The sequence below is a fragment of the Streptomyces sp. NBC_01283 genome (assembly GCF_041435335.1).
Classification (GTDB): domain Bacteria; phylum Actinomycetota; class Actinomycetes; order Streptomycetales; family Streptomycetaceae; genus Streptomyces.
Genome location: NZ_CP108430.1, coordinates 968,467 through 986,333, shown reverse-complemented (window position 1 = coordinate 986,333; position 17,867 = coordinate 968,467). Strand labels below are relative to the sequence as shown.

Here is a 17,867-nt window from a genome sequence, read left to right as displayed (position 1 = left end):
GACGCATGCTGCTGCCGTCCTGTGAGAAGACCGAGCTGATCGAGGTCGTCCGGCTCACCGACCCTGTGGTGAACGTCGGTTCGGCCGACCTGATCGGCCAGGACGTCGCGCTGTGGGCGGCCGATCAGGCCCGCGACGCACTGGCACTGCTGGCGGGAATCCCCGACGACGAACTGCACCGCTGCTTCTTGCCGGGCTGGGGGATCCGGGCCCACAGCTCCACGGGACTGCTGTTCCGCATGGCGTTCTGCTTCCGGTGCCACGGCGCGCGCCTGTGGGGGCCGGGCGTTCCCGCCGAGCAGGAGGGACTGCAGGGCTTCGCCTCGGAAAGCCCCGCAGCCCTCGACCTGCTCCGACGCTTCCGGACAGGCTGACGGTCCGTCGGCCGAGGAACGGGCGGGCTACCACCGGACGCACGTGCTGTCATGGGCGGGAAGATCGCCCGTACGCAGATAGTCGTTGACCGCGTTGTCGTGGCGGGCCTGGAGTATCAGTACGGGTGCGTCGTTTGCGATGGCCGTGCCCGGTTCGCGGGGCTCGGCGGCCCAGAACGCACACGGGGCGATCATGCCGTTGACGTAGGGGCCGAACACGGGCTGGGTGGTGCGGCTGCGCTCACTACAACGCTTACGCGTCCCGGAGCATCCGCACATCGAACTGCTCCAGTGACCCTGCGTGCCCTGCGTGACATGCACGACAGGAGTGACGTGTGTGACCACGGGGCAGGCGTCCAGCGCCGGGAGCGCGCGGTACCGGAAGGGTGACGAACGCCACCTGCCCGGACATGGGCAGGCCATCGCTTTGTATCCTCGGCAGGCAGTGCCGATACCTCCGGCGCAGGCACGGGCAGCTCACCGGCCCGGCCGGCGCCGACAACGTAAGGACACAGACACCATGACCACCGAGCTGAGCCCCGACGCCGTGACCGGGCTCCTTGAGCGGGCCCGCCAGGACTACCAGGACCTCGCGGGACGAGGGCTCTCGCTCGACCTCACGCGTGGCAAGCCGGCGCCGGAGCAGCTCGACCTCTCCGAGGACATGCTGAGCCTGCCGGGCGGGCGGCACACCTCCGCCGACGGCGCGGACGTACGCAATTACGGCGGTCTGCAGGGTCTGGTGGAGCTCCGGGAGATCTTCGCGGACGTCCTCCAGGTGCCGGCCGGGCAGCTCCTCGCGCTCGGCAACTCCAGCCTGGAGCTGATGCACGACTGCCTGGTGCACGCCCTGCTGAGCGTGGTGCCGGGAGCCGAGTCGCGCTGGGTGGACCAGGAGCGGATCGCGTTCCTGTGCCCGGTTCCGGGTTACGACCGGCACTTCGGGCTCTGTGAGCGGTTCGGGATCGACATGATTCCCGTGCCGATGACCGCCGAGGGTCCGGACATGGACGTCGTGGAGCGGCTCGTCGCCGAGAACCCGGCGGTCAAGGGCATCTGGTGCGTCCCGAAGTACAGCAACCCCGACGGCGTCTGCTACAGCGACGAGACCGTCGCCCGTCTCGCCTCGATGCAGACCGCCGCGCCCGACTTCCGGATCTTCTGGGACAACGCGTACGCCGCCCACCACCTCACCGAAGAGCCCGTCGAGATCGCCGATCTGCTCACCGCCTGCGCGGACGCCGGTAACGAGGACCGTGTCTTCGTCTTCGGCTCCACCTCGAAGATCACCGTTGCCGGTGCGGGCGTCGCCTTCTTCGGCTCGTCGCCCGCGAACCTGAAGTGGCTGCTCGCCAACAACGCCAAGCGCTCGATCGGTCCTGACAAGATCAACCAGCTGCGGCACGTCATGTTCCTGCGGGACGCCGACGGTGTGCGGGCCCACATGGAGCGCCAGCGCGCCCTGCTCCAGCCGAAGTTCGAGGCCGTGGCCCGGATCCTGGAGGCGGAGCTCGGCGGCACCGGCCTCGCCCGCTGGACCGACCCCAAGGGCGGCTACTTCGTCACCCTCGAAGTGGCCGACGGCTGCGCCAAGGAGGTCGTACGCCGTGCCGCCGACGCGGGCATCGTGCTGACCCCGGCCGGTGCGACGCACCCGTACGGCGACGACCCGCGCGACGCCACCATCCGCATCGCGCCGAGCTACCCGAGCCTCGCCGAGCTCGAGCAGGCCATCGCGGGGCTCGCCGCGTGCGTGCGTCTCGTGGGGTACGAGCAGAAGGTCGCCTAGGTCCGCGGACGGACCACGACCGGAAGTCGAACCGCCGTGTCAGGCGCGGCGGTTCGACTTCCGGCCACCGGCTACCGGCTTATGGGTCCACCGATTTACCGGCGCGATCCGCGAAACGCGCATATCGGAGCAACCGGCCGACGTATGCCCCGCGTTCCCGTTCCCTTCCCTCTGCCCGGTGACGGGGTTCCGGTTCCGGCCAGTAAACTGCGCCCGCTCAGAAGCGTCGCAGGAGGCAAGGGGGAACCGTGGCACACGGGGGATATCAGGGCTGGGGACCAGGGAACGGCCAGCCGCAGGGCGGTGGTCCGAACCCGTACGGACCGCCGCGACCCGGTCAGCCCGGTCCGTACCTGCCCCCGCAGCCGCAGCCGTATCCATACCCGCTCCCGCCGCAGCCCGTCCGGCGGCGGCGTTCCGGATGCGCGCTCTTCTTCGTCTCGCCGCTCATCCCGTTCATCCGTTCCGCCCGCCGCCGCGCCGAGGCGATCTTCAACCAGCCCGGTGCCGGGCGCGTCGAGGATCCGCTCGTGACGAAGGTGCAGCTGGGGCGGGCGATCGCCGGTCTGGCCGCCAGCCTCCTCCTCGTCTACACATACGGGGCGGACGAGGGCTGGAGCGGGGTCGCCAACGACGGCGTCGTGAAGCTGATCCTCGCCCCACTGCTGCTCATCATCACCGGGCCCCTCATCGTCTTCGGCTTCATCCGCTACGCGCCCGCCACCCATCGGAGCGTGCTCCGCTCCCGGCTGCGTGCGCCGCTCAAGGCCGTGGGCTGGTACATCGGCATCCTGGCGGGTGTCGGCCTCGTGCTCGCGGGCAGCGCCCTGGTGCTCAAGCAGAACTACGGCACGCTCGTGAACGGCCTCATCGCTCTCGCGCTGCTCATCGGGCTCGTCTGGCTGCTGCCGTTCCTCCTCTTCGCCTCCGCTTTCGCCGCCCGCTATGCCTTCAACACGTCGAACGTGCACGCCGCTCTGCCGGCCGCGCTCACCGTCGTACTCGTCTGGGAGCTGATGCTCTCCAGCCTCGCGCTCGAAGGCGGACTGCCGCCCGGGCCTCCCCTCGCGCAGTGGTGCGCGGTCCTCGGCGGGCCGATGTCCGTGACCGCGGTGGCGCTGTGGGAACTGCACCGCATGCGCACCCGCCATGGCGTCCGCATCCGCCACTAGACCGAACCGCACCGGGTCCCGCTGGGCCCGTTCGACTCCGCTGAACCCCGTTGGAGACCCCGCATGTCCGCGCGCACCGTCCTGATCCTTCAGCACGTCGAGGTCGAGAAGCCCGGCCTGATCCTGGAAGCCCTGGAGGGCAGCGGGCTCCACGTCGATGTCCTGAACCTGATCGACACGCCGGGCGCCTCGGCCCGCGATCTGCCGCCGGTGACGGAGTTGGCGGGCCTGGTCGTGATGGGCGGCCCCATGAACGCCGACGACCTGGCCGGGCATCCGGCGCTGAAGCTGGAGAGGGACCTCCTGGCCGACGCGCTGCGGGCCGGGGTCCCGACTCTGGGCGTGTGCCTGGGCGCTCAACTCCTGGCCCGGGCCCAGGACATGCCGGTGCGGTCCGGTGCCGCTCTCGGCCGGGGGAGCGAGATCGGCTGGGCTCCGCTGCGCGACGTGGACCGGGATGATCCGGTCGTCGGCCCGCTGGCCGACGCCCCTGGCGTACTCCACTGGCACGGCGACCGGATCATCCCCGCCGACAGCACGCGCGTCCTCGCCCGGACCGAGACCACCGAGTGCCAGGCGTTCCGGGCCGGGCCGGCCGCCTGGGGGCTCCAGTTCCACCTGGAGGTCACTCCGGAGCTCCTCGACGACTGGCTTGCCGACCCGTCGTTCGCCACTGAAGCCGTGGACTTCCTCGGCGCCGGTGCCGAGGACCGGCTGCGGGCCGATGCCCGTGCCGTCGCCGCCGACCTGCGTCCGCGGGCCGAGCGGAGCCTGGCCCATCTGCGGGGTCTGTTCGTGGGACGCGCAGGCCTGTAGGAACTGCCGCGACTGCCGGGAACTACGGCAACTGCTGCCCGGCCGGGGAGTCATGGGCGGAGTCGGACGCACCCTTCCGCTCACCGAGAACCATCTCGCGCTCCAGCTTGGAGGGATCGCCCTTCATCGGGACGGTCACCCCGGAGCGCGCGAATCCGTACCGCCGGTAGAACGTCTCGGCCCGCGCGTTGTCCTCATGGACGAACAGGCGCACCCGCGCCACGTCCGGCACCGACCGTGCCCACTCGACCGCCGTCTCGAAGAGCGCATCGATCACTCCGCTTCCGCGGTGCTCGGGACGGACGAAGACGCCGACGACATGCGCCTGGCGGCGCTGAATCGCCCCGCCGAACACGTCGTCGCTGTCCGGTTCCTCGATGAGTACGGTCACCGTGCCGCTCCAGGTCCCGCCCGGGCCCTCGGCGACGAACTGGCGCACCCGCGTCCCGTCGGCCGCCCTCTCGGCCCGCTCCTGCCAGAAGGAGTCCGGCTTCGCGGCGGCCTCTTCGTACGTTTCGAGAAAGGCGATCGGAGCCACCGGGTCCTTCAGCGCGGCGAGCCGCAGCTCCTTCACCCGGAGCCACTCATCGGCACGTATCGGACGGACGTCAGCACGGGAAACCTGGTTCATGCTGCCGCACCTTACGTGATCGCCACCCTGGAGGTCTGCTGCATTTCCGCAGGTCCCCGGGGTGGAGAGCGGTGCGTCGAGAGGGCTGGTCCCGCGCGGCTCACTCCTCCGGCTCGGCTGCCACGACTTCCAGGAGCCCGGGAAACCGCTGCTCCACATCTGCCCGGCGCAAGGTGGCCATCCGGCTGTTGCCGCGGGAGACCTGCTGGATAAGACCGGCCTCGCGCAGCGCGCGGAAGTGATGTGTGACGGTCGCCTTGGAGACCGGCAGCGCGAAGGAACTGCACGTGCGCGCCGTGCCGTCGGGCGCCACGGCCAGCTCGCGCACCACGCGGCGGCGCAGCGGGTCCGCCAGCGCGGCGAGCACCGGACCGAGCCGCATCTCCTCGACGGTCGGATGACCCTCGTCGTCGGGCATGCCGGGCGCCTCCCTTTGGATACGGCTCTTAGGTACGGCTTGCATCGTACCTGCAGGCCCGCTAGCGTCCGTCCGGCATCGAGGTACGAGATCAATCGTACCTATCCATCGATGCGCCCACCGACGTCTTTGGACGTCTATCAATGTCTGTCGAGGAGAGAGCCTTCATGGGCCAGATGGAAACGCCGTTCACGCTCGTCGGCACCGCCCGCCCCAAGCCCGAACGCACCGACGAACTCAAAGAGCTCCTGCTCTCGTTCGTCGAGCCGACGCGGCAAGAGCCCGGCTGCCTGGAGTACCACTTCCACGAGGACCGGGACGAGCCCGGCGTCTTCGTCTTCTACGAGGCCTGGCGCTCCCAGGCCGATCTCGACGCCCACTTGGCGCTCCCGCACATGCGGGCCTTCTGGGAGCGGCGGATGGACTACCTGCGGTCCGACCTCGACATCCGCTTCCTGACCATGCACAGCCCCTACCGGCCCGCAGTCGAGGCCTGAGCGCGGGGGAGTTCCCGCTGCGGGCGCCTGGAAGGTCAGGTGGCTTTCCAGGCCGCCTCGACCATCGAGAAGATCTCGTCCACCGCGGCCTCCGGGTCGGCCGCCTCGCGGGCCAGCGAGAACGCGTCGATCGCGAACCTCGCGATCGCCCGGCAGGCCGTCGCGGACTGCGACAGTCCGGGATCGGCGGCGATGGCCGCGGCCAGCGACTCCGCGTGGCGCAGCCTCATCGATCCCTCGTACTCCCGCAGGGCGGGCGTCTCGTCGATCAGGCGCCAGATCGGGGCCGCGCCGTCCGCCGTGCAGTGCCGCACCAGGGCGAGGATCTCGCGGTGCAGTGCGGGGATGAGCGGCTCGCCCGCCGGCCGGCCGGCGGCTGCCTGGGCGAGGCGCTGCTCGAAGTCCGCGTCCAGGTCGAACACCAGGGCCTCTTTCGAGGCGAAGTGGGAGAAGAGCGTGGTGACGGCCACGTCGGCCTCGGCGGCCACGTCGCGGATGCCCACCGCGTCGTACCCGCGCTCCAGGAAGAGGTGCAGGGCGGTGTCGGCGATCTTCTTGCGGGTCGCGGCCTTCTTGCGCTCGCGGCGTCCGGACGGCTCGGTCATGCCCGAACGCTAGCAAATACAAAACAAAAACGGTTAGGAAAAGCTATCGGTTAGTGCTACGTTCGGTCGCATGAAGAGAGTGAGCTTCGCCGAGTTCGGCGGTCCGGATGTCCTGCACCTCACCGACGCCGAGGAGCCCCACGCGGGCCCCGGCCGGATACGTATCGCCGTACGGGCGGCGGGAGTGAACCCCGTCGACTGGAGGGTCCGGAAAGGCCAGGTCCTTGGGGCCCATCCGACCGAGTTGCCCGCCGGGGTCGGGCTTGACGCCTCGGGGACGGTGGACGAGATCGGTGAGGGCGTCGAAGGGGTCGCGGTCGGCGACCACGTGTTCGGCGAAGGGTCGAGCACCTACGCCGAGTTCGCCGTACTGTCGGCCTGGGCCCGTATGCCCGAGGGTCTGACGTTCGAAGAGGCGGCCGGTTATCCCTCCGTGGTCGAGACCGCGCTGCGGATCATCCGCGAGGTCGGAGTGCGGCCCGGGCAGACGCTGCTGGTCAGCGGTGCGTCCGGGGGAGTCGGATCGGCCGTGCTGCAGATCGCCCGCGACCGCGGCATCACGGTGATCGGCACGGCGGGGGGCGCGAACCAGGACTACTTGCGCAGCCTGGGCGCTGTGCCCACCACGTACGGCGAGGGCTGGGTCGAGCGGGTGCGGCAGCTCGGCCAGGTCGACGCGGCTCTCGATCTGGCGGGCTCGGGAGTGATCCGCGAGCTGGTCGAGCTGACCGGAGACTCCCAAAAGGTGATCAGCATCGCCGATCTCGGTGCGCCGGAGTTCGGTGTCCGGTTCTCCGGCGTGGCCGGGAGCGTGCCCGACGCGCTCGCCGAGGCCGTCGGCCTCATCTCGCGGGGAAAGCTCCACATCCCGGTCGAGAAGTCGTACGCCCTCGCCGAGGCCGCGGCGGCGCACATCGACAGCCAGGCCGGTCACACGCGCGGGCGCCGAGTCATCGTCGTCTGACCCGTTTCCCACACACCCGCAGGGTTCCCACGCGCCCGCAGAGGGGCACGGACCGCAGCGATGATCAGTCGTAGCGCGCGGAGTCGGTCCGTGCCTCCAGCGCGCGCAGTACGGCCACCATGTCCTCGCCGCCGTGGCCCTGCGTCACGGTCTCCTCGAATAGGGCATGGCAGACGTCGAGGAGGGGAGATGCCAGACCGGCCTTACGGGCGGCCTCCGCGATCAACTGGTTGTTCTTCAGGACGTCTTTGGCCGCCGCCTGGACGGCGAAGTCGCGGGCGAGCAGTTTCGGCGCCTTCACGCGGGACACGGGGCTGGCCATCGGGCCCGCGTCCAGGACGTCCAGGAAGCGGCGCCGGTCGAGTCCGTGCCGGTCGGCGAAGTGGAAGGCCTCGGCCAGACCGGTCACCAGCGTGATCAAGAAGAGGTTGACCGAGAGTTTCATCTGCAGGGCGTCGGGGACGTGTCCGCAGTCGAACGTCTCCCGGCACATGGGCGCGAGCAGGGGCCGCACGGCGTCCACGGCGTCGGCATCACCTGCCAGCATGGCCACCAACTGGCCCTGCTCCGCCGGGACTCGGGAGCCGGAGACCGGGGCCTCGACATAGCGCCCGCCCGCGGCGCGGACGTCGCCCTGGAGGCCGCCCGAGTACGCCGGTGACGTCGTGCCCATGTGGACGATGACGTGCCCGGCGACGCGCGCGGCGAAGTCCCGTGTCCCGCGCCCCAGGACCGCGTCGACGGTGCTCTCGTCGGCCAGCATGAGGATCACGACGTCGGCCCGGTCGAAGACGTCGGCGGGGCCGGCCGCGATGTCGGCCCCGGCGGCGCGCAGGGGTTCGCAGCGGGCCGGGGTGCGGTTCCAGACGAGGAGGGGTGTTCCCGCGCGGGCGAGGTTGAGGGCCATGGGCTGACCCATGACTCCTAGTCCGACGAAGCCTGTGTGCACGACGCACCTCCGCTTGCGGTCTGCGTCCGGCTCGCGCTGACGCATCGCCGTCGCCGTCATCGACTATGACAGCGGTCATAGTAGTGCACTTTATGACGGTGGTCATAGAGTGAGTTCCGGAAGACAGGCGCACTGTGGCGTCGGAGAGCGGTGGAGGTCGGGCATGGCGGTGTCAGGACGTGGGCCCCGCGAGCGGATGGTCTTCAGCGGGGCCCAGCTCATCCGGCGCGACGGGGTCGCCGCCACGGGGATGCGCGACGTCGCCGCGCACGCCCGGGCGCCGCGCGGATCGATCCAGCACCACTTCCCCGGGGGCAAGGAGGAGTTGGTCAACGAGGCGGTGGGCTGGGCCGGCCGCTACGCGAGCCGCCGCATCGGCCGTTTCCTCGCGGCCCTGCCCGAGCCGACTCCCAGCGGGCTGTTCGCCGAGATGGTGCGTCAGTGGACCGACGAGTACCGGAACGCCGGATTCGAGGGCGGCTGCCCCGTCGCCGCCGCGACGGTCGACTGTGCGGAGTCCACCGAGTCCACGCGAGAGGCCGTGTCCACCGCTTTCACCACCTGGAGCGGCTCGGTGGCCCGCGCCCTGACGGACATGGGCGTCCCGGAGGTGCGGGCCGACGCGCTCGCCACCCTCATGATCAGCTCCCTGGAGGGGGCGATTCTGATGGCCCGGGCCGAACGGGACGTCCGTGCGCTGACCGCCGTCGCCACGGAACTCGGGCCCCTTCTCGACGCCGCGGTGCCGACGGTCGACTGACCTTCCCGGCCGCCCAGTTCGGCGAAGAAAGTTCGTTACCCGCCTCGCCCGTTCCAAGGACGGCACCTATTTCACGTACGACAAGGCGGTGCTCTCCACCTCGATGCTGCCGAGCGGTTCGACCGAGACGTTCTGCGCCGCGTGTCCCGACACGACCTGCCATCGCGGGGGATCAAGCACGCTGACGTGGGCGCGCGGAACGTCGGAGGCCCTTACCTGCTGACCCGCAGGAACAGCATGTACGAGGCAGGGGAGCGTCTTCAGGGTGCGATCGCCCTGGCCCGGGCGGAGTAGCGTCAGTCGCGCGGCGGGGTGTCGGCCGGCTTGCCGTCCGCGTGGGCGGTGGGCGAGGGCGGCCAGACGGGGCGATGCGAGGGCGGCAGGGCCAACAGGGCCTGGCCCACCGTGAGATAGCGGGGGAAGATCTCCGTGCTGCCGGTCAGGGCCAGCAGTTCGGCCAGATGCTTGCCGGCTCCCGCCAGCAGGAGCTGGCCCTCGCGGCGTCGCAGCAACCACCGCACCCCGAGCAGGCAGTTGAGTCCACGCGAATCGCAGAACACCAGCGCCGTCACGTCGAGTATGAGATGTCGATGACCGGCCATGACGGCGGTACCGAGGGTGCGCAGGAAGAACTTCTCGCCGCCCCGGTCGAGTTCACCGCTCACGCGCAGCACAGCACACTCGTCGCACCGTGCGAGCTCATGGATGATGAGGCGATGGGTCTGCGTCGACATCGCGCCTCCCTGTGGTCGTCGAACGGAAGCCCGGGTGCATGCCGCTGCGTGGTCCGCGTCGCTCCCGGGTCCCCCGTTCCCCCCGCCCTACGCCTCGCTTCCCCCATCGGGACGAGGGACATGGCTGCACGGTGATCCCCTGAAGGCCTTCGATATTCATCGGCCTCGGGGGATCGGGGCCCGCCTTGCCGGCATGGACGCCCCACGGGCGCGGGCGAGGTCGGCGCGGGCTCCTTCGGTGTAGGGGTGTGCCGGACCGAGTACGCGCTCGTAGTCGACGAGCACCTCACTGAGGGTGCTGACGGCGCGGGAGCGTTTGCCCGCAGCCAGCAGGGCGAGGCCGAGATTGCGGCGGGCGTTGAGGGAGCGACGACTGTCCGGGCCAAGAACGCGCCGTCGATCGGAGGCGACCTGGGCGAAGAGCTTGAGGGCGCGGGAATGGTGACCGGCCGCGGTGTGCGCGCGGGCCAGGAAGAGCCGGATCACCAGGGTCTCCGGATTGTCGTGGCCGAACTCTTCCTCCCCCAGCCGCAGCAGATGGTTCAGTTCCTCAATGGCATCGTCGACGCGACCGACACCCTCCAGCGCGAGCGCCCGGTAGCGCCCCCACCAAAGGTGGAGGTAAGTGCCCCTGCGTTCGGTGCGAAAGGTGTCGGCAAGGACGAGGTCGTGCAGGGCCAGGGAGTCCTCGTAGCGACCCACGCGCTCGTACATACGGGCCAGTTCACCGCGGGCGTTGCGGGTGACTCCATGGTCGGATCCCATGCCGCGCTCACTGTCCCGGGCGTTCTTCTCGAAAAGCGCCAGCGCCGCCGCGTCGTCGCCTCTGGACCTCAGCGTGCTGGCCAGATTGATCTGTGCCAGCAGCGTCGTGTGAGTGTCCGGACCGTTGACACCGAGGCTGTCGGCGAGATTCTTCCGGTGCAGTGCCTCCGCGTCGTCGAGCCGCCCGGCTCCTTCCAGCGCGTAGCCGAGCGCGTTGACCCGCCGCAGTGGTTTCGGGTGGAGCGGACCGAACCGTTCCCGTGCGGCGGCTACAGACCGTTCGCGCAGTACCACCGCCACGTCGAACCGATCCAGCGCCTGGTACGCATGGGTCAGTGCGTCCAACGCCGCGAAGAAGTTGTCGTCCTGGGGCGGCACGAGCCGCTCGTGCTCGGCCAGCATTTCCTGGCCGACCGCACACGCACGCGCCGCTTCACCTCGGCCCACCAGCAGCGTCACCGCGGCTCGCGGCAGATCCAGCAGATCGCGGAGGCCGTCATCGCCGAGAGGCTCGGCCGCCGCCCACAGCGCCAGGATGTGGTCGGTGAGACCCCGGTCGGCTGCGTCCGGCGTGGTGGCGCCTTCGGCCTCCGTCAGCAGGCGGCGCAGGGCCGCTGATGCTTCGGCCAGGCGAGCGCCGAGACGCCCCTCGTCGATGAGCTGGTCCCGGACGATCCGCTGGACGAGTCGGTGCATCAGGACGGTGGTTCCGTCCAGGCTCAGCGTCACCACAGAGGCTTCGCACAACCGGCCCACCGCGCCGTCTGTCCGGGCCACGTCCTGGTCCGCACAGACGCTACGCAGATCGTCGCGGTGCACGCCGGACGGCGACAGGAGCGACATGAGTTCCACCACGCGACGTACCGCCGCGGCGTCCTCGCCGGTCTGCACGTGCTCGATTGCCAGCGCCAGGGCGGCCGCCGCCCCCATCGGGTACGGCTCACCCGGTGCACGCCGGACGACCTGCGCGAGCCGGTTGTGCCGGAAACGGTCCCGGTACTCGGCGAAGGTAAGGCCCTGCGTACGGATCACCCACGCGGCCTGGGCCAGGGCCAGCGGAAGCTTGCCCAGATCCTCGGCCAACGCCCCGGCTTCGGCGTGGGAGCGGCCCTCTGTATCCCCGGCCCCCGCCGTCCGGCGCAGGAACGCCACAGCTTCATCCCGAGTGAACACCCCGATGTCCACGGTGGCGCCGAGATGGGTGACGGAGCGCACCGTACTGGTGATGAGAGTGCGAGTGGGGCCCGTACGAGGCAGCCAGGGCGCCACTTCGTCCGGATCGACGACATTGTCGAGCACCAGCAGGGCGGGCTGCCGCAGCCGCTCGAGCCACCGACGCGCCGCGGCAGCCGCGAGCTGAGCGTCCTGGATGCCACCCTTGACCCCTGCCACGTCCGCGACTTCATCGAGCCCGGCGACGACCTGTCCCGGCACCTCGGCCACGATCCAGACGACGACACTCCAGCCGGCGTCCACACAAGCGCGCGCGTACGCCCCGGCCAACTGCGTCTTCCCCACGCCACGGCCGCCGGTGAGCGCGCAGACGACCGTGACCCGATCGCTTTCCATGCTCATCTCGACCGCCTCGAACAGTTCGGCGCGTTCCTGGAAGGCGAGGGGCTCGTGCGGCAGTGGCCCGATGATCAGAGGCTCGTCCGGTGATGGCATCGGCGTACCGCCTGGGGTCGGAGAGGCCGGTGCAGAGCCACGGGCGGCGAACCAGCCCCCCGCGCTCAACACCGAGGCGCTGGCCGTCGACGCGAGCGCGAGGGCGGCTTCCGGACCCGCGTCGATGGCTGTCAGCACGGCCCACGGCACGGCAAAGGCGCCCAGCGTGGAGATCACCACGACCGTCCAGCGAACCCCATGACCCACGGTCGACCTCCGGCATGTCCGGCATTGCTGCGCCCCTCGATGCCCTCAGAGTGCCCAAGTGTCGTGCCTGCCAACATAGTTGGCGTGCCGGCTCACGGTGCCGATTCGTCTTCGCCTTCGTCGGTGACGTCGTTGGCGCGGCGGATCGTGGGCCAGCAGGAGGAGCACAGGTCCAGCCAGCGGTCTCCGGCGGGGGAGTGGACGATGACGGCGCAGCTCGCCGTGCGTCCGCAGCCCAGGCAGAGGTGGTGTTCGTCGTGGACGCGGCGCAGCAGGGTGTCGCCCTCCGCGTCCTGCGGCGCCGCGGGGAGCAGCGTCGGCTCGGCGGCGATCAGGTGGAGCAGGCCGGTGGCCGCCGCGGTGTTCACGGCTGTACCACCCGCGCTCGGGCGGCTTGCGGAGTGCCCAAGGTTTCTGTCCCTTCTGCCGTGGCCCCGCTTCGGTCGAGAGGCAGGCTCATGCTCATGCGCGTGCGGAAACTCCGGAATCAGTCTCAGGCGAGGTCCTCCAGCGTCACACGATGACCCGCCCGACGCCGTACGAACCCGCGTCGTCCCGCAAGCAGCGCGATGCCCGTCCATCCGCCGACGCCTACGGCCAGAGTGCCGAGTCGGCCCCCGGGGTCGACGTCGGATGCGGCCTCCATCGGGACGACGCCTTCCGGGTCAGTGATGACGTCGAGCCGCTCGCCCACCTCCCACCCAGGGCTGTCCCCGCTGTAGGTGAGGGGCTCGTCGAGCTTGCCTTTCGGGCCGACGAGGGTGAAGCGGTGGTTGTTCGAGCCGTCGGCTTCGGCGCTGTCGGCCGTGATGCGAACGCTCGTGCGCAAGCCCCGGGCGTCAAGCGCGGCCTCGGGCGCGTACTGCACCGAGCCCACGAGGACGCCGATCGCCGGCAGGAAGGAGGCGAGGGCGAGCCACCGGGCGTTGTGAAGGAGGGCCACGGGGAGCGCGAAGGCGAAGCACCCGATGACTCCGGTGGAGATCGGGATCCAGTCCGTGCCCACCGTGAGACAAGAGATCCCGGTGTTGGCGGCAGCGATGGCCCAGCCGACCGCGATCACGATGAGGGTGAACACGAAGTACATCCCCCGGGTCACTGTTCCGCTCGTCCCGCTCGTTGACTTCTTCATGTCCACAACACTCATCCGGGCACCTTAGACAGTCTCGCGCAGGGCGTGACGGGAGGGGCGGGCGGCGGCGCATGCCGCGCGTCCGGAAGCGGCCCGATGGTAAAGTCGGCGGCGTTCGTGTGATCCGGATCGAGGATGTTGGGAGGTGGGGTTGATGACCGCGCTCGAGGCCACTGCCGTGCGCACCGCCCGGACCACCCTCACGTCCCGGGCTGTGGCCTGACCTCAGTCGGATCGGATTCGCCCCGCCGGGAGCGTGAGCTCGCGGGGCACCACCCACACGAACCCACCAGGAAACGGATCTACATCCATCATGTGCAACGCCATGAGCAACAGCATGGGCAACTCCTGGATCACGCGCGCCGAGACCAGCGCTGACATCCCCGCCATCCGCGCCGTCGTCGCCGCCGCGTTCGAGACCCCGGCGGAAGCCGACCTCGTCGACGCGCTGCGCGCCGACACCGCGTGGACCGACGGACTGTCCGTCGTCACCACCGACCGGGCAGGCAGGATCGTCGGCCACGCGCTGCTGACCCGCTGCCACATCGGGGACACTCCGGCCCTGTGCCTGGCCCCCGTCGCCGTACTCCCCGAGCATCAGAAGACCGGTGCGGGCTCCGCGGCGATCCGTGCCGCGCTCGGCGTGGCCACGGACCGGGGCGAGCGCTTCGTCACGGTCCTCGGGCACCCGGCGTACTATCCGCGGTTCGGCTTCACCCGTGCCTCGACGTACGGCATCGGCATCAACATCGACGTCCCGGACGAGGCCATGATGGCCCTTGCCCTCGACGCCGGTCACCCGCTGCCCAGCGGCATGGTGCGCTACGCCGCGCCGTTCGGCATCTGACCGTCCGGCACCGCCGGAACTCTGCCGTGCCGGGGCTCTCGTGGCCCCGGCGCGGCGCCGGAAGGCCCCTGACAGGGCCCCGGAAAAGTCCGTTGCGGACCCGGCTCCCGGCATCGGAGAGTGGATCCATGACCATGCCCACCACCCTCCCGCCAGGCCTTGCCGTGCGCCCCGCGACGGTCGACGACGCGGCGGCGGTGTGTGCGCTGCTCAATGAGATCGACCTGCTGGAGATCGGCCGCGCCGACACCGAACTCAGCGCTGTCCAGGCCGACTTGAAGCACCCGGAAGTTGACCTGGAGCACGACTCCTGGCTGCTGTTCGACGACGGGCGGCTGGTCGCGTACGGCCTGCTGTGGGACGAGTCCGGCGGTCAGCAGATCGACACGGAATACTGCACGCTGCCCGACCGGCCCCAGGCCTCCCAGCACCTGCTGGACCTGATGGAGTCGCGCGCCGCCGAGCGGGCCGCCGCCAACGGAGCGGACCGGGCCGTGGTGCACCTGCACCTCAACATCGCCCCCACCATGGACCTGCGCGCGCTGCGTGAACGAGGCTGGACGCCGGTCCGCCGCTACAACTCGATGGTCCGCCCCCTGTCCCGGGAAGCGGACCGGTTGCCGGAGCCGCCACCCGGTGTGACCCTGCGCCCCTGCCTGGCCGAGCCGGACCGCCGACGTGCTCACGCACTGCTTCAGGAGACCTTCGCCGAGCACTTCGACTTCCACCCCCGCACGTACGAACAGTGGCTGGACGATCTCGACGCCGAGCGCGCCGACTGGTCGCTGATGTGGATCGCGCACCTCGACGGCCTGGGTGACGCGGCGGTGCTTCACACTGACAACGACCGCACCTCGATGGCCTGGATCGGCCACCTCGGAGTGCTGCGCAAGGCCCGGGCGAACGGCCTGGGCAGCTACCTCCTGCGGCATGCCTTCGGCCACTACGCGGCGCTGGGGCGCGAGCGGATCGGCCTGGCTGTGGACACCGACAGCAGTGGCGCCCTCGCCCTGTACGAGCGCCACGGCATGACCCTCGACTTCGCTGTTCAGGCCTGGGAGTTGATCCGCCCCGTGGCGGCCCGCTGACAGGGCGACTGGGTAGGCGGCGATCCGGCCGGCCCTTATACGGCTATACGGCTATACGGCGGCCGGGAAGGCGAACCGTACGTCGGTCAGCTGCTCCGACAGCTCCCACAGGCGCCGCCCGGTCTCCGCGTCCGCGGCCACGGGGGCCAGCTGCACCCGGGTCGGGGCGCCGCGCAGTTCGGCCAGGCCACCAGGACCGATGAACTGGCCGCTCTCCACCGCCGGGTCGGTCGCCGCGTACAGCTGGGGCAGTGCGCCGTCGGCCGGGCGCTGGGCGAAGAGCGGGTTGCCGATGCGGCCGAGCAGCACCCGCCACGGGCCGGTCGGCGTGCCCATCTGGAGGTTGGTCGCGGTGTAGCCGGGGTGGGCGAGCACGCTAAGTATCGGGCTGCGGGAGTCGGTGAGCCGCAGGTGGAGTTCGCGGCCGAAGACGGCGTTGGCGAGCTTGGACTGGTTGTAGTGGCCCATGGGCTTGTAGCCGCGCTCGCCGGTCAGGTCGTCGAAGCGGATGTGCCCCTGCCGGTGGTTGATCGAACTGACCGTCACCACCCGGGGGTCGCTCCCGGCGGCCAGCAGGTCGAGCAGCAGTCCGGTGAGCGCGAAATGGCCGAGGTGGTTGCAGGCGAACTGCAGCTCGTGCCCCTGCCTGCTCAGGGTGCGGGGCGGCGCCATGACGCCCGCGTTGTTGATGAGCACGTCGATGTGCGCGTGGTCGGCGTGCAGCCGATCGGCGAAGCCGCGGACCGATGCGAGGTCGGCCAGGTCGAGGTGGCGTACCTCCAGACGCGCGCCCGGGTGTGCGGCGGTGATCTCCGCTGCCGCCCGGTGGCCCTTGCCCTCGTCGCGCACCGCGAGGATCACGTGCCCGCCCTTCGCGGCGAGCGCCCGGGTGGTCGCGAGACCGAGGCCGCTGTTGGCCCCGGTGACGACGAACACCCGCTTCGTCTGGTCGGGAATCTGCTCGGCTGTCCAGCGCTGTAGCTGCGTCATGCGGCACATGTTGTCGCCAGTGGCACTCAGTGTCAAGAGGAGCCTGAGTGTCATGGAAGGCATGGTGTGTACGGCTGGCGTGTAGCATGGCCCGGTGAGCTCCCGCCCCGAAGTGACCATGGCCGAGCGCAAACGACAGCTCGTCTCGAACGAGTTGACCGAAGCGGCGCTGCAACTCCTTGCCCGGAAGGGGTTCGACGCGGTCACCGTCGACGAGATCGTGACCACCGCGGGGGTCTCCCGGCGGACGTTCTTCCGGTACTTCGCGTCCAAGGAGGACGTGGTCGTCCAGTTCCTGGCGGACATGGGCGTCGGCATCCACGCGGAGCTGGCGGCCCGCCCCGCCGATGAGCGGCCCTCGGTGGCGCTGCGGCACGCGGTGTGGGTGCCCCTCGCCGCCTGCGGCGACCACTCCGAGCGGGTGCTGCCCGTGGTGCGGCTGATCCTGCGTACCCCGGCCCTGCGCGCACGCTTCCTGGAGCACCAGGCGCAGTGGGGCGACGACCTGACGGGGGAGGTGGCGCGCCGTCTGGGGCGGGACGCGGGCGTGGACCTGTACCCGCGGCTCGCCGCCGGAATGGCGCTGTGCGCCTTCGACGCCGTGCTGCAACGGTGGAGCGACAGTGACGGCGTCGAGGATCCGGCCGAGCTGACCGACCGGGCCTTCGCGGTCATCGCCCCGGCGCTGGACGCTCCCGAAGCCCAGGGTCCGGCGGGCAGGCGCCGGAGGGGCGGTGGCCTTCGGAGCTCTCCGGGGCTGGCATCATCGAGGGATGTCTGACTTGATCATCGCCGCCTGTGACGGAGCCGCGAAGAAGAACCCCGGTCCTGCGGCCTGGGCTTGGGTGGTCGCCGATGCCGACGAGCGCCCGCAGCGGTGGGAGGCGGGACCGCTCGGCGACGCGACCAACAACGTGGCCGAACTGACCGCGCTGGCCGAGCTGTTGGAGTCCACGGACCCGGCCGTCCCGCTGGAGGTCCGCATGGACAGCCAGTACGCGATGAACGCGGTCACCAAGTGGATCGCGTCCTGGAAGCGCAACGGCTGGCTGACGGCGTCGAAGAAGCCGGTGGCAAACAAGGACCTCGTCGTGCGCATCGACGCACTGCTGCAGGGCCGGGCGGTCACCTTCCGGCATGTCGCCGCCCACCAGGCGGACGGCGACCACCTCAACGCGATCGCCGACGTCGCGGCGAGCGACGCCGCGACGACGCAGCAGCCCGCCGGGACCGTCCACGGGGCGCTCACGATCCCCGAGCCGCGGCCCGAGCGCATGACCGCCTCGCCCGCCGCCCGGCCGCGCAAGAGCTCGACGGCGCGGACGGGCAAGGGGAGTTCGGGCGGAGTCATCAAGGCCAAGTTCCCCGGCCGCTGCCACTGCCAGAAGCCCTACGACGCGGGCGAGAAGATCACGAAGAACGCGCACGGCTGGGGCCACGTGGAGTGCAAGGACTCCTGAG

At 70.6% G+C, this 17,867-nt stretch carries 21 protein-coding genes and 1 pseudogene; 12 read left to right on the top strand and 10 right to left on the bottom strand.

Annotated features, from left to right (window positions below; all coding sequences use genetic code 11):
* The first annotated feature begins 5 nt into the window (after window positions 1-5).
* Entirely contained in the window at window positions 6-374 is a 369-nt protein-coding gene (locus OG302_RS04635) for a hypothetical protein (protein WP_371525519.1), read from the top strand.
* Window positions 375-401: 27 nt separating this feature from the next.
* Here the strand turns inward: OG302_RS04635 and OG302_RS04630 are convergent, their stop codons facing one another.
* The gene (locus tag OG302_RS04630) at window positions 402-593 is read right to left on the bottom strand and encodes a hypothetical protein (RefSeq protein ID WP_371525518.1); all 192 of its coding nucleotides are present in this window, start codon (window positions 591-593) and stop codon (window positions 402-404) included.
* 301 nt (window positions 594-894) lie between these two features.
* Between OG302_RS04630 and OG302_RS04625 the strand changes: the two genes are divergently transcribed.
* The 3 genes from OG302_RS04625 to OG302_RS04615 all read left to right on the top strand — a co-directional run bounded on the left by OG302_RS04625 (window position 895) and on the right by OG302_RS04615 (window position 4,151).
* Window positions 895-2,163, top strand: coding sequence for an aminotransferase (locus tag OG302_RS04625; RefSeq protein WP_371525517.1), 1,269 nt, complete (start codon window positions 895-897; stop codon window positions 2,161-2,163).
* Window positions 2,164-2,411: 248 nt separating this feature from the next.
* Window positions 2,412-3,335, top strand: a complete 924-nt coding sequence (locus OG302_RS04620) for a hypothetical protein (RefSeq protein WP_371525516.1) — start codon at window positions 2,412-2,414, stop codon at window positions 3,333-3,335.
* A gap of 63 nt (window positions 3,336-3,398) precedes the next feature.
* Window positions 3,399-4,151, top strand: a complete 753-nt coding sequence (locus OG302_RS04615) for a type 1 glutamine amidotransferase (protein WP_371525515.1) — start codon at window positions 3,399-3,401, stop codon at window positions 4,149-4,151.
* A 22-nt stretch (window positions 4,152-4,173) separates the two neighbouring features.
* On the opposite strand, the gene OG302_RS04610 is transcribed toward OG302_RS04615, so the two are convergent.
* Complete coding sequence (locus OG302_RS04610; RefSeq protein ID WP_371525514.1) at window positions 4,174-4,782, bottom strand: GNAT family N-acetyltransferase; 609 nt, start codon at window positions 4,780-4,782, stop codon at window positions 4,174-4,176.
* Between the two features lie 100 nt (window positions 4,783-4,882).
* On the bottom strand, window positions 4,883-5,200 hold the full coding sequence (locus tag OG302_RS04605; protein WP_371525513.1) for an ArsR/SmtB family transcription factor: 318 nt from the start codon (window positions 5,198-5,200) through the stop codon (window positions 4,883-4,885).
* A 167-nt stretch (window positions 5,201-5,367) separates the two neighbouring features.
* Here OG302_RS04605 and OG302_RS04600 point away from each other — a divergent pair, with 167 nt between their 5' ends.
* The gene (locus OG302_RS04600; RefSeq protein ID WP_371525512.1) at window positions 5,368-5,697 is read left to right on the top strand and encodes a putative quinol monooxygenase; all 330 of its coding nucleotides are present in this window, start codon (window positions 5,368-5,370) and stop codon (window positions 5,695-5,697) included.
* A 35-nt stretch (window positions 5,698-5,732) separates the two neighbouring features.
* Here the strand turns inward: OG302_RS04600 and OG302_RS04595 are convergent, their stop codons facing one another.
* Window positions 5,733-6,302, bottom strand: coding sequence for a TetR/AcrR family transcriptional regulator (locus tag OG302_RS04595; protein WP_371525511.1), 570 nt, complete (start codon window positions 6,300-6,302; stop codon window positions 5,733-5,735).
* A gap of 70 nt (window positions 6,303-6,372) precedes the next feature.
* Between OG302_RS04595 and OG302_RS04590 the strand changes: the two genes are divergently transcribed.
* On the top strand, window positions 6,373-7,266 hold the full coding sequence (locus tag OG302_RS04590) for an NADP-dependent oxidoreductase (RefSeq protein ID WP_371525510.1): 894 nt from the start codon (window positions 6,373-6,375) through the stop codon (window positions 7,264-7,266).
* Window positions 7,267-7,330: 64 nt separating this feature from the next.
* Here OG302_RS04590 and OG302_RS04585 read toward each other — a convergent pair whose 3' ends face one another.
* Window positions 7,331-8,215, bottom strand: coding sequence for an NAD(P)-dependent oxidoreductase (locus OG302_RS04585; protein WP_371525509.1), 885 nt, complete (start codon window positions 8,213-8,215; stop codon window positions 7,331-7,333).
* A 163-nt stretch (window positions 8,216-8,378) separates the two neighbouring features.
* Between OG302_RS04585 and OG302_RS04580 the strand changes: the two genes are divergently transcribed.
* The gene (locus OG302_RS04580) at window positions 8,379-8,975 is read left to right on the top strand and encodes a TetR/AcrR family transcriptional regulator (protein ID WP_371525508.1); all 597 of its coding nucleotides are present in this window, start codon (window positions 8,379-8,381) and stop codon (window positions 8,973-8,975) included.
* A gap of 37 nt (window positions 8,976-9,012) precedes the next feature.
* Window positions 9,013-9,218 (top strand): annotated as a pseudogene (locus OG302_RS04575) (hypothetical protein); the annotation flags it as partial.
* 53 nt (window positions 9,219-9,271) lie between these two features.
* On the opposite strand, the gene OG302_RS04570 reads toward OG302_RS04575, so the two are convergent.
* The 4 genes from OG302_RS04570 to OG302_RS04555 form a co-directional block, all read right to left on the bottom strand.
* On the bottom strand, window positions 9,272-9,709 hold the full coding sequence (locus OG302_RS04570) for an STAS domain-containing protein (protein ID WP_371525507.1): 438 nt from the start codon (window positions 9,707-9,709) through the stop codon (window positions 9,272-9,274).
* A 156-nt stretch (window positions 9,710-9,865) separates the two neighbouring features.
* On the bottom strand, window positions 9,866-12,349 hold the full coding sequence (fxsT, locus tag OG302_RS04565) for an FxSxx-COOH system tetratricopeptide repeat protein (protein ID WP_371525506.1): 2,484 nt from the start codon (window positions 12,347-12,349) through the stop codon (window positions 9,866-9,868).
* A 92-nt stretch (window positions 12,350-12,441) separates the two neighbouring features.
* Window positions 12,442-12,717 carry a hypothetical protein gene (locus OG302_RS04560; RefSeq protein ID WP_371525505.1) on the bottom strand — a complete coding sequence of 92 codons (276 nt, stop codon included), beginning with the start codon at window positions 12,715-12,717 and terminating at the stop codon, window positions 12,442-12,444.
* Between the two features lie 125 nt (window positions 12,718-12,842).
* A complete protein-coding gene (locus tag OG302_RS04555) occupies window positions 12,843-13,496 on the bottom strand; it encodes a hypothetical protein (protein WP_371525504.1) in 654 nt (217 codons plus the stop codon).
* 322 nt (window positions 13,497-13,818) lie between these two features.
* Here OG302_RS04555 and OG302_RS04550 point away from each other — a divergent pair, with 322 nt between their 5' ends.
* Both OG302_RS04550 and OG302_RS04545 read left to right on the top strand, forming a co-directional pair.
* Window positions 13,819-14,328: a GNAT family N-acetyltransferase gene (locus tag OG302_RS04550; protein WP_371750019.1), complete on the top strand. Its 510-nt coding sequence runs from the start codon at window positions 13,819-13,821 to the stop codon at window positions 14,326-14,328.
* A gap of 128 nt (window positions 14,329-14,456) precedes the next feature.
* Complete coding sequence (locus tag OG302_RS04545; RefSeq protein WP_371525503.1) at window positions 14,457-15,416, top strand: GNAT family N-acetyltransferase; 960 nt, start codon at window positions 14,457-14,459, stop codon at window positions 15,414-15,416.
* A gap of 51 nt (window positions 15,417-15,467) precedes the next feature.
* On the opposite strand, the gene OG302_RS04540 is transcribed toward OG302_RS04545, so the two are convergent.
* On the bottom strand, window positions 15,468-16,406 hold the full coding sequence (locus OG302_RS04540) for an oxidoreductase (protein WP_371525502.1): 939 nt from the start codon (window positions 16,404-16,406) through the stop codon (window positions 15,468-15,470).
* Window positions 16,407-16,524: 118 nt separating this feature from the next.
* Here OG302_RS04540 and OG302_RS04535 point away from each other — a divergent pair, with 118 nt between their 5' ends.
* Complete coding sequence (locus OG302_RS04535) at window positions 16,525-17,187, top strand: TetR family transcriptional regulator (protein WP_371750018.1); 663 nt, start codon at window positions 16,525-16,527, stop codon at window positions 17,185-17,187.
* Window positions 17,180-17,866 carry a ribonuclease H gene (locus OG302_RS04530; RefSeq protein WP_371525501.1) on the top strand — a complete coding sequence of 229 codons (687 nt, stop codon included), beginning with the start codon at window positions 17,180-17,182 and terminating at the stop codon, window positions 17,864-17,866. The genes OG302_RS04535 and OG302_RS04530 overlap by 8 nt, the downstream gene beginning before the upstream one ends.
* Window position 17,867 lies beyond the last annotated feature (1 nt).

What these genes read in the sequence shown, in the direction of transcription:
- OG302_RS04635 (WP_371525519.1), top strand. Translation starts at nt 6, where the DNA reads ATGCTGCTGCCGTCCTGTGAGAAGACCGAGCTGATCGAGGTCGTCCGG.
- OG302_RS04625 (WP_371525517.1), top strand. Translation starts at nt 895, where the DNA reads ATGACCACCGAGCTGAGCCCCGACGCCGTGACCGGGCTCCTTGAGCGG.
- OG302_RS04615 (WP_371525515.1), top strand. Translation starts at nt 3,399, where the DNA reads ATGTCCGCGCGCACCGTCCTGATCCTTCAGCACGTCGAGGTCGAGAAG.
- OG302_RS04610 (WP_371525514.1), bottom strand. Translation starts at nt 4,782, where the DNA reads ATGAACCAGGTTTCCCGTGCTGACGTCCGTCCGATACGTGCCGATGAG.
- OG302_RS04605 (WP_371525513.1), bottom strand. Translation starts at nt 5,200, where the DNA reads ATGCCCGACGACGAGGGTCATCCGACCGTCGAGGAGATGCGGCTCGGT.
- OG302_RS04600 (WP_371525512.1), top strand. Translation starts at nt 5,368, where the DNA reads ATGGGCCAGATGGAAACGCCGTTCACGCTCGTCGGCACCGCCCGCCCC.
- OG302_RS04595 (WP_371525511.1), bottom strand. Translation starts at nt 6,302, where the DNA reads ATGACCGAGCCGTCCGGACGCCGCGAGCGCAAGAAGGCCGCGACCCGC.
- OG302_RS04590 (WP_371525510.1), top strand. Translation starts at nt 6,373, where the DNA reads ATGAAGAGAGTGAGCTTCGCCGAGTTCGGCGGTCCGGATGTCCTGCAC.
- OG302_RS04580 (WP_371525508.1), top strand. Translation starts at nt 8,379, where the DNA reads ATGGCGGTGTCAGGACGTGGGCCCCGCGAGCGGATGGTCTTCAGCGGG.
- OG302_RS04570 (WP_371525507.1), bottom strand. Translation starts at nt 9,709, where the DNA reads ATGTCGACGCAGACCCATCGCCTCATCATCCATGAGCTCGCACGGTGC.
- OG302_RS04555 (WP_371525504.1), bottom strand. Translation starts at nt 13,496, where the DNA reads ATGAGTGTTGTGGACATGAAGAAGTCAACGAGCGGGACGAGCGGAACA.
- OG302_RS04550 (WP_371750019.1), top strand. Translation starts at nt 13,819, where the DNA reads ATGGGCAACTCCTGGATCACGCGCGCCGAGACCAGCGCTGACATCCCC.
- OG302_RS04545 (WP_371525503.1), top strand. Translation starts at nt 14,457, where the DNA reads ATGACCATGCCCACCACCCTCCCGCCAGGCCTTGCCGTGCGCCCCGCG.
- OG302_RS04540 (WP_371525502.1), bottom strand. Translation starts at nt 16,406, where the DNA reads ATGACGCAGCTACAGCGCTGGACAGCCGAGCAGATTCCCGACCAGACG.
- OG302_RS04535 (WP_371750018.1), top strand. Translation starts at nt 16,525, where the DNA reads ATGGCCGAGCGCAAACGACAGCTCGTCTCGAACGAGTTGACCGAAGCG.
- OG302_RS04530 (WP_371525501.1), top strand. Translation starts at nt 17,180, where the DNA reads ATGTCTGACTTGATCATCGCCGCCTGTGACGGAGCCGCGAAGAAGAAC.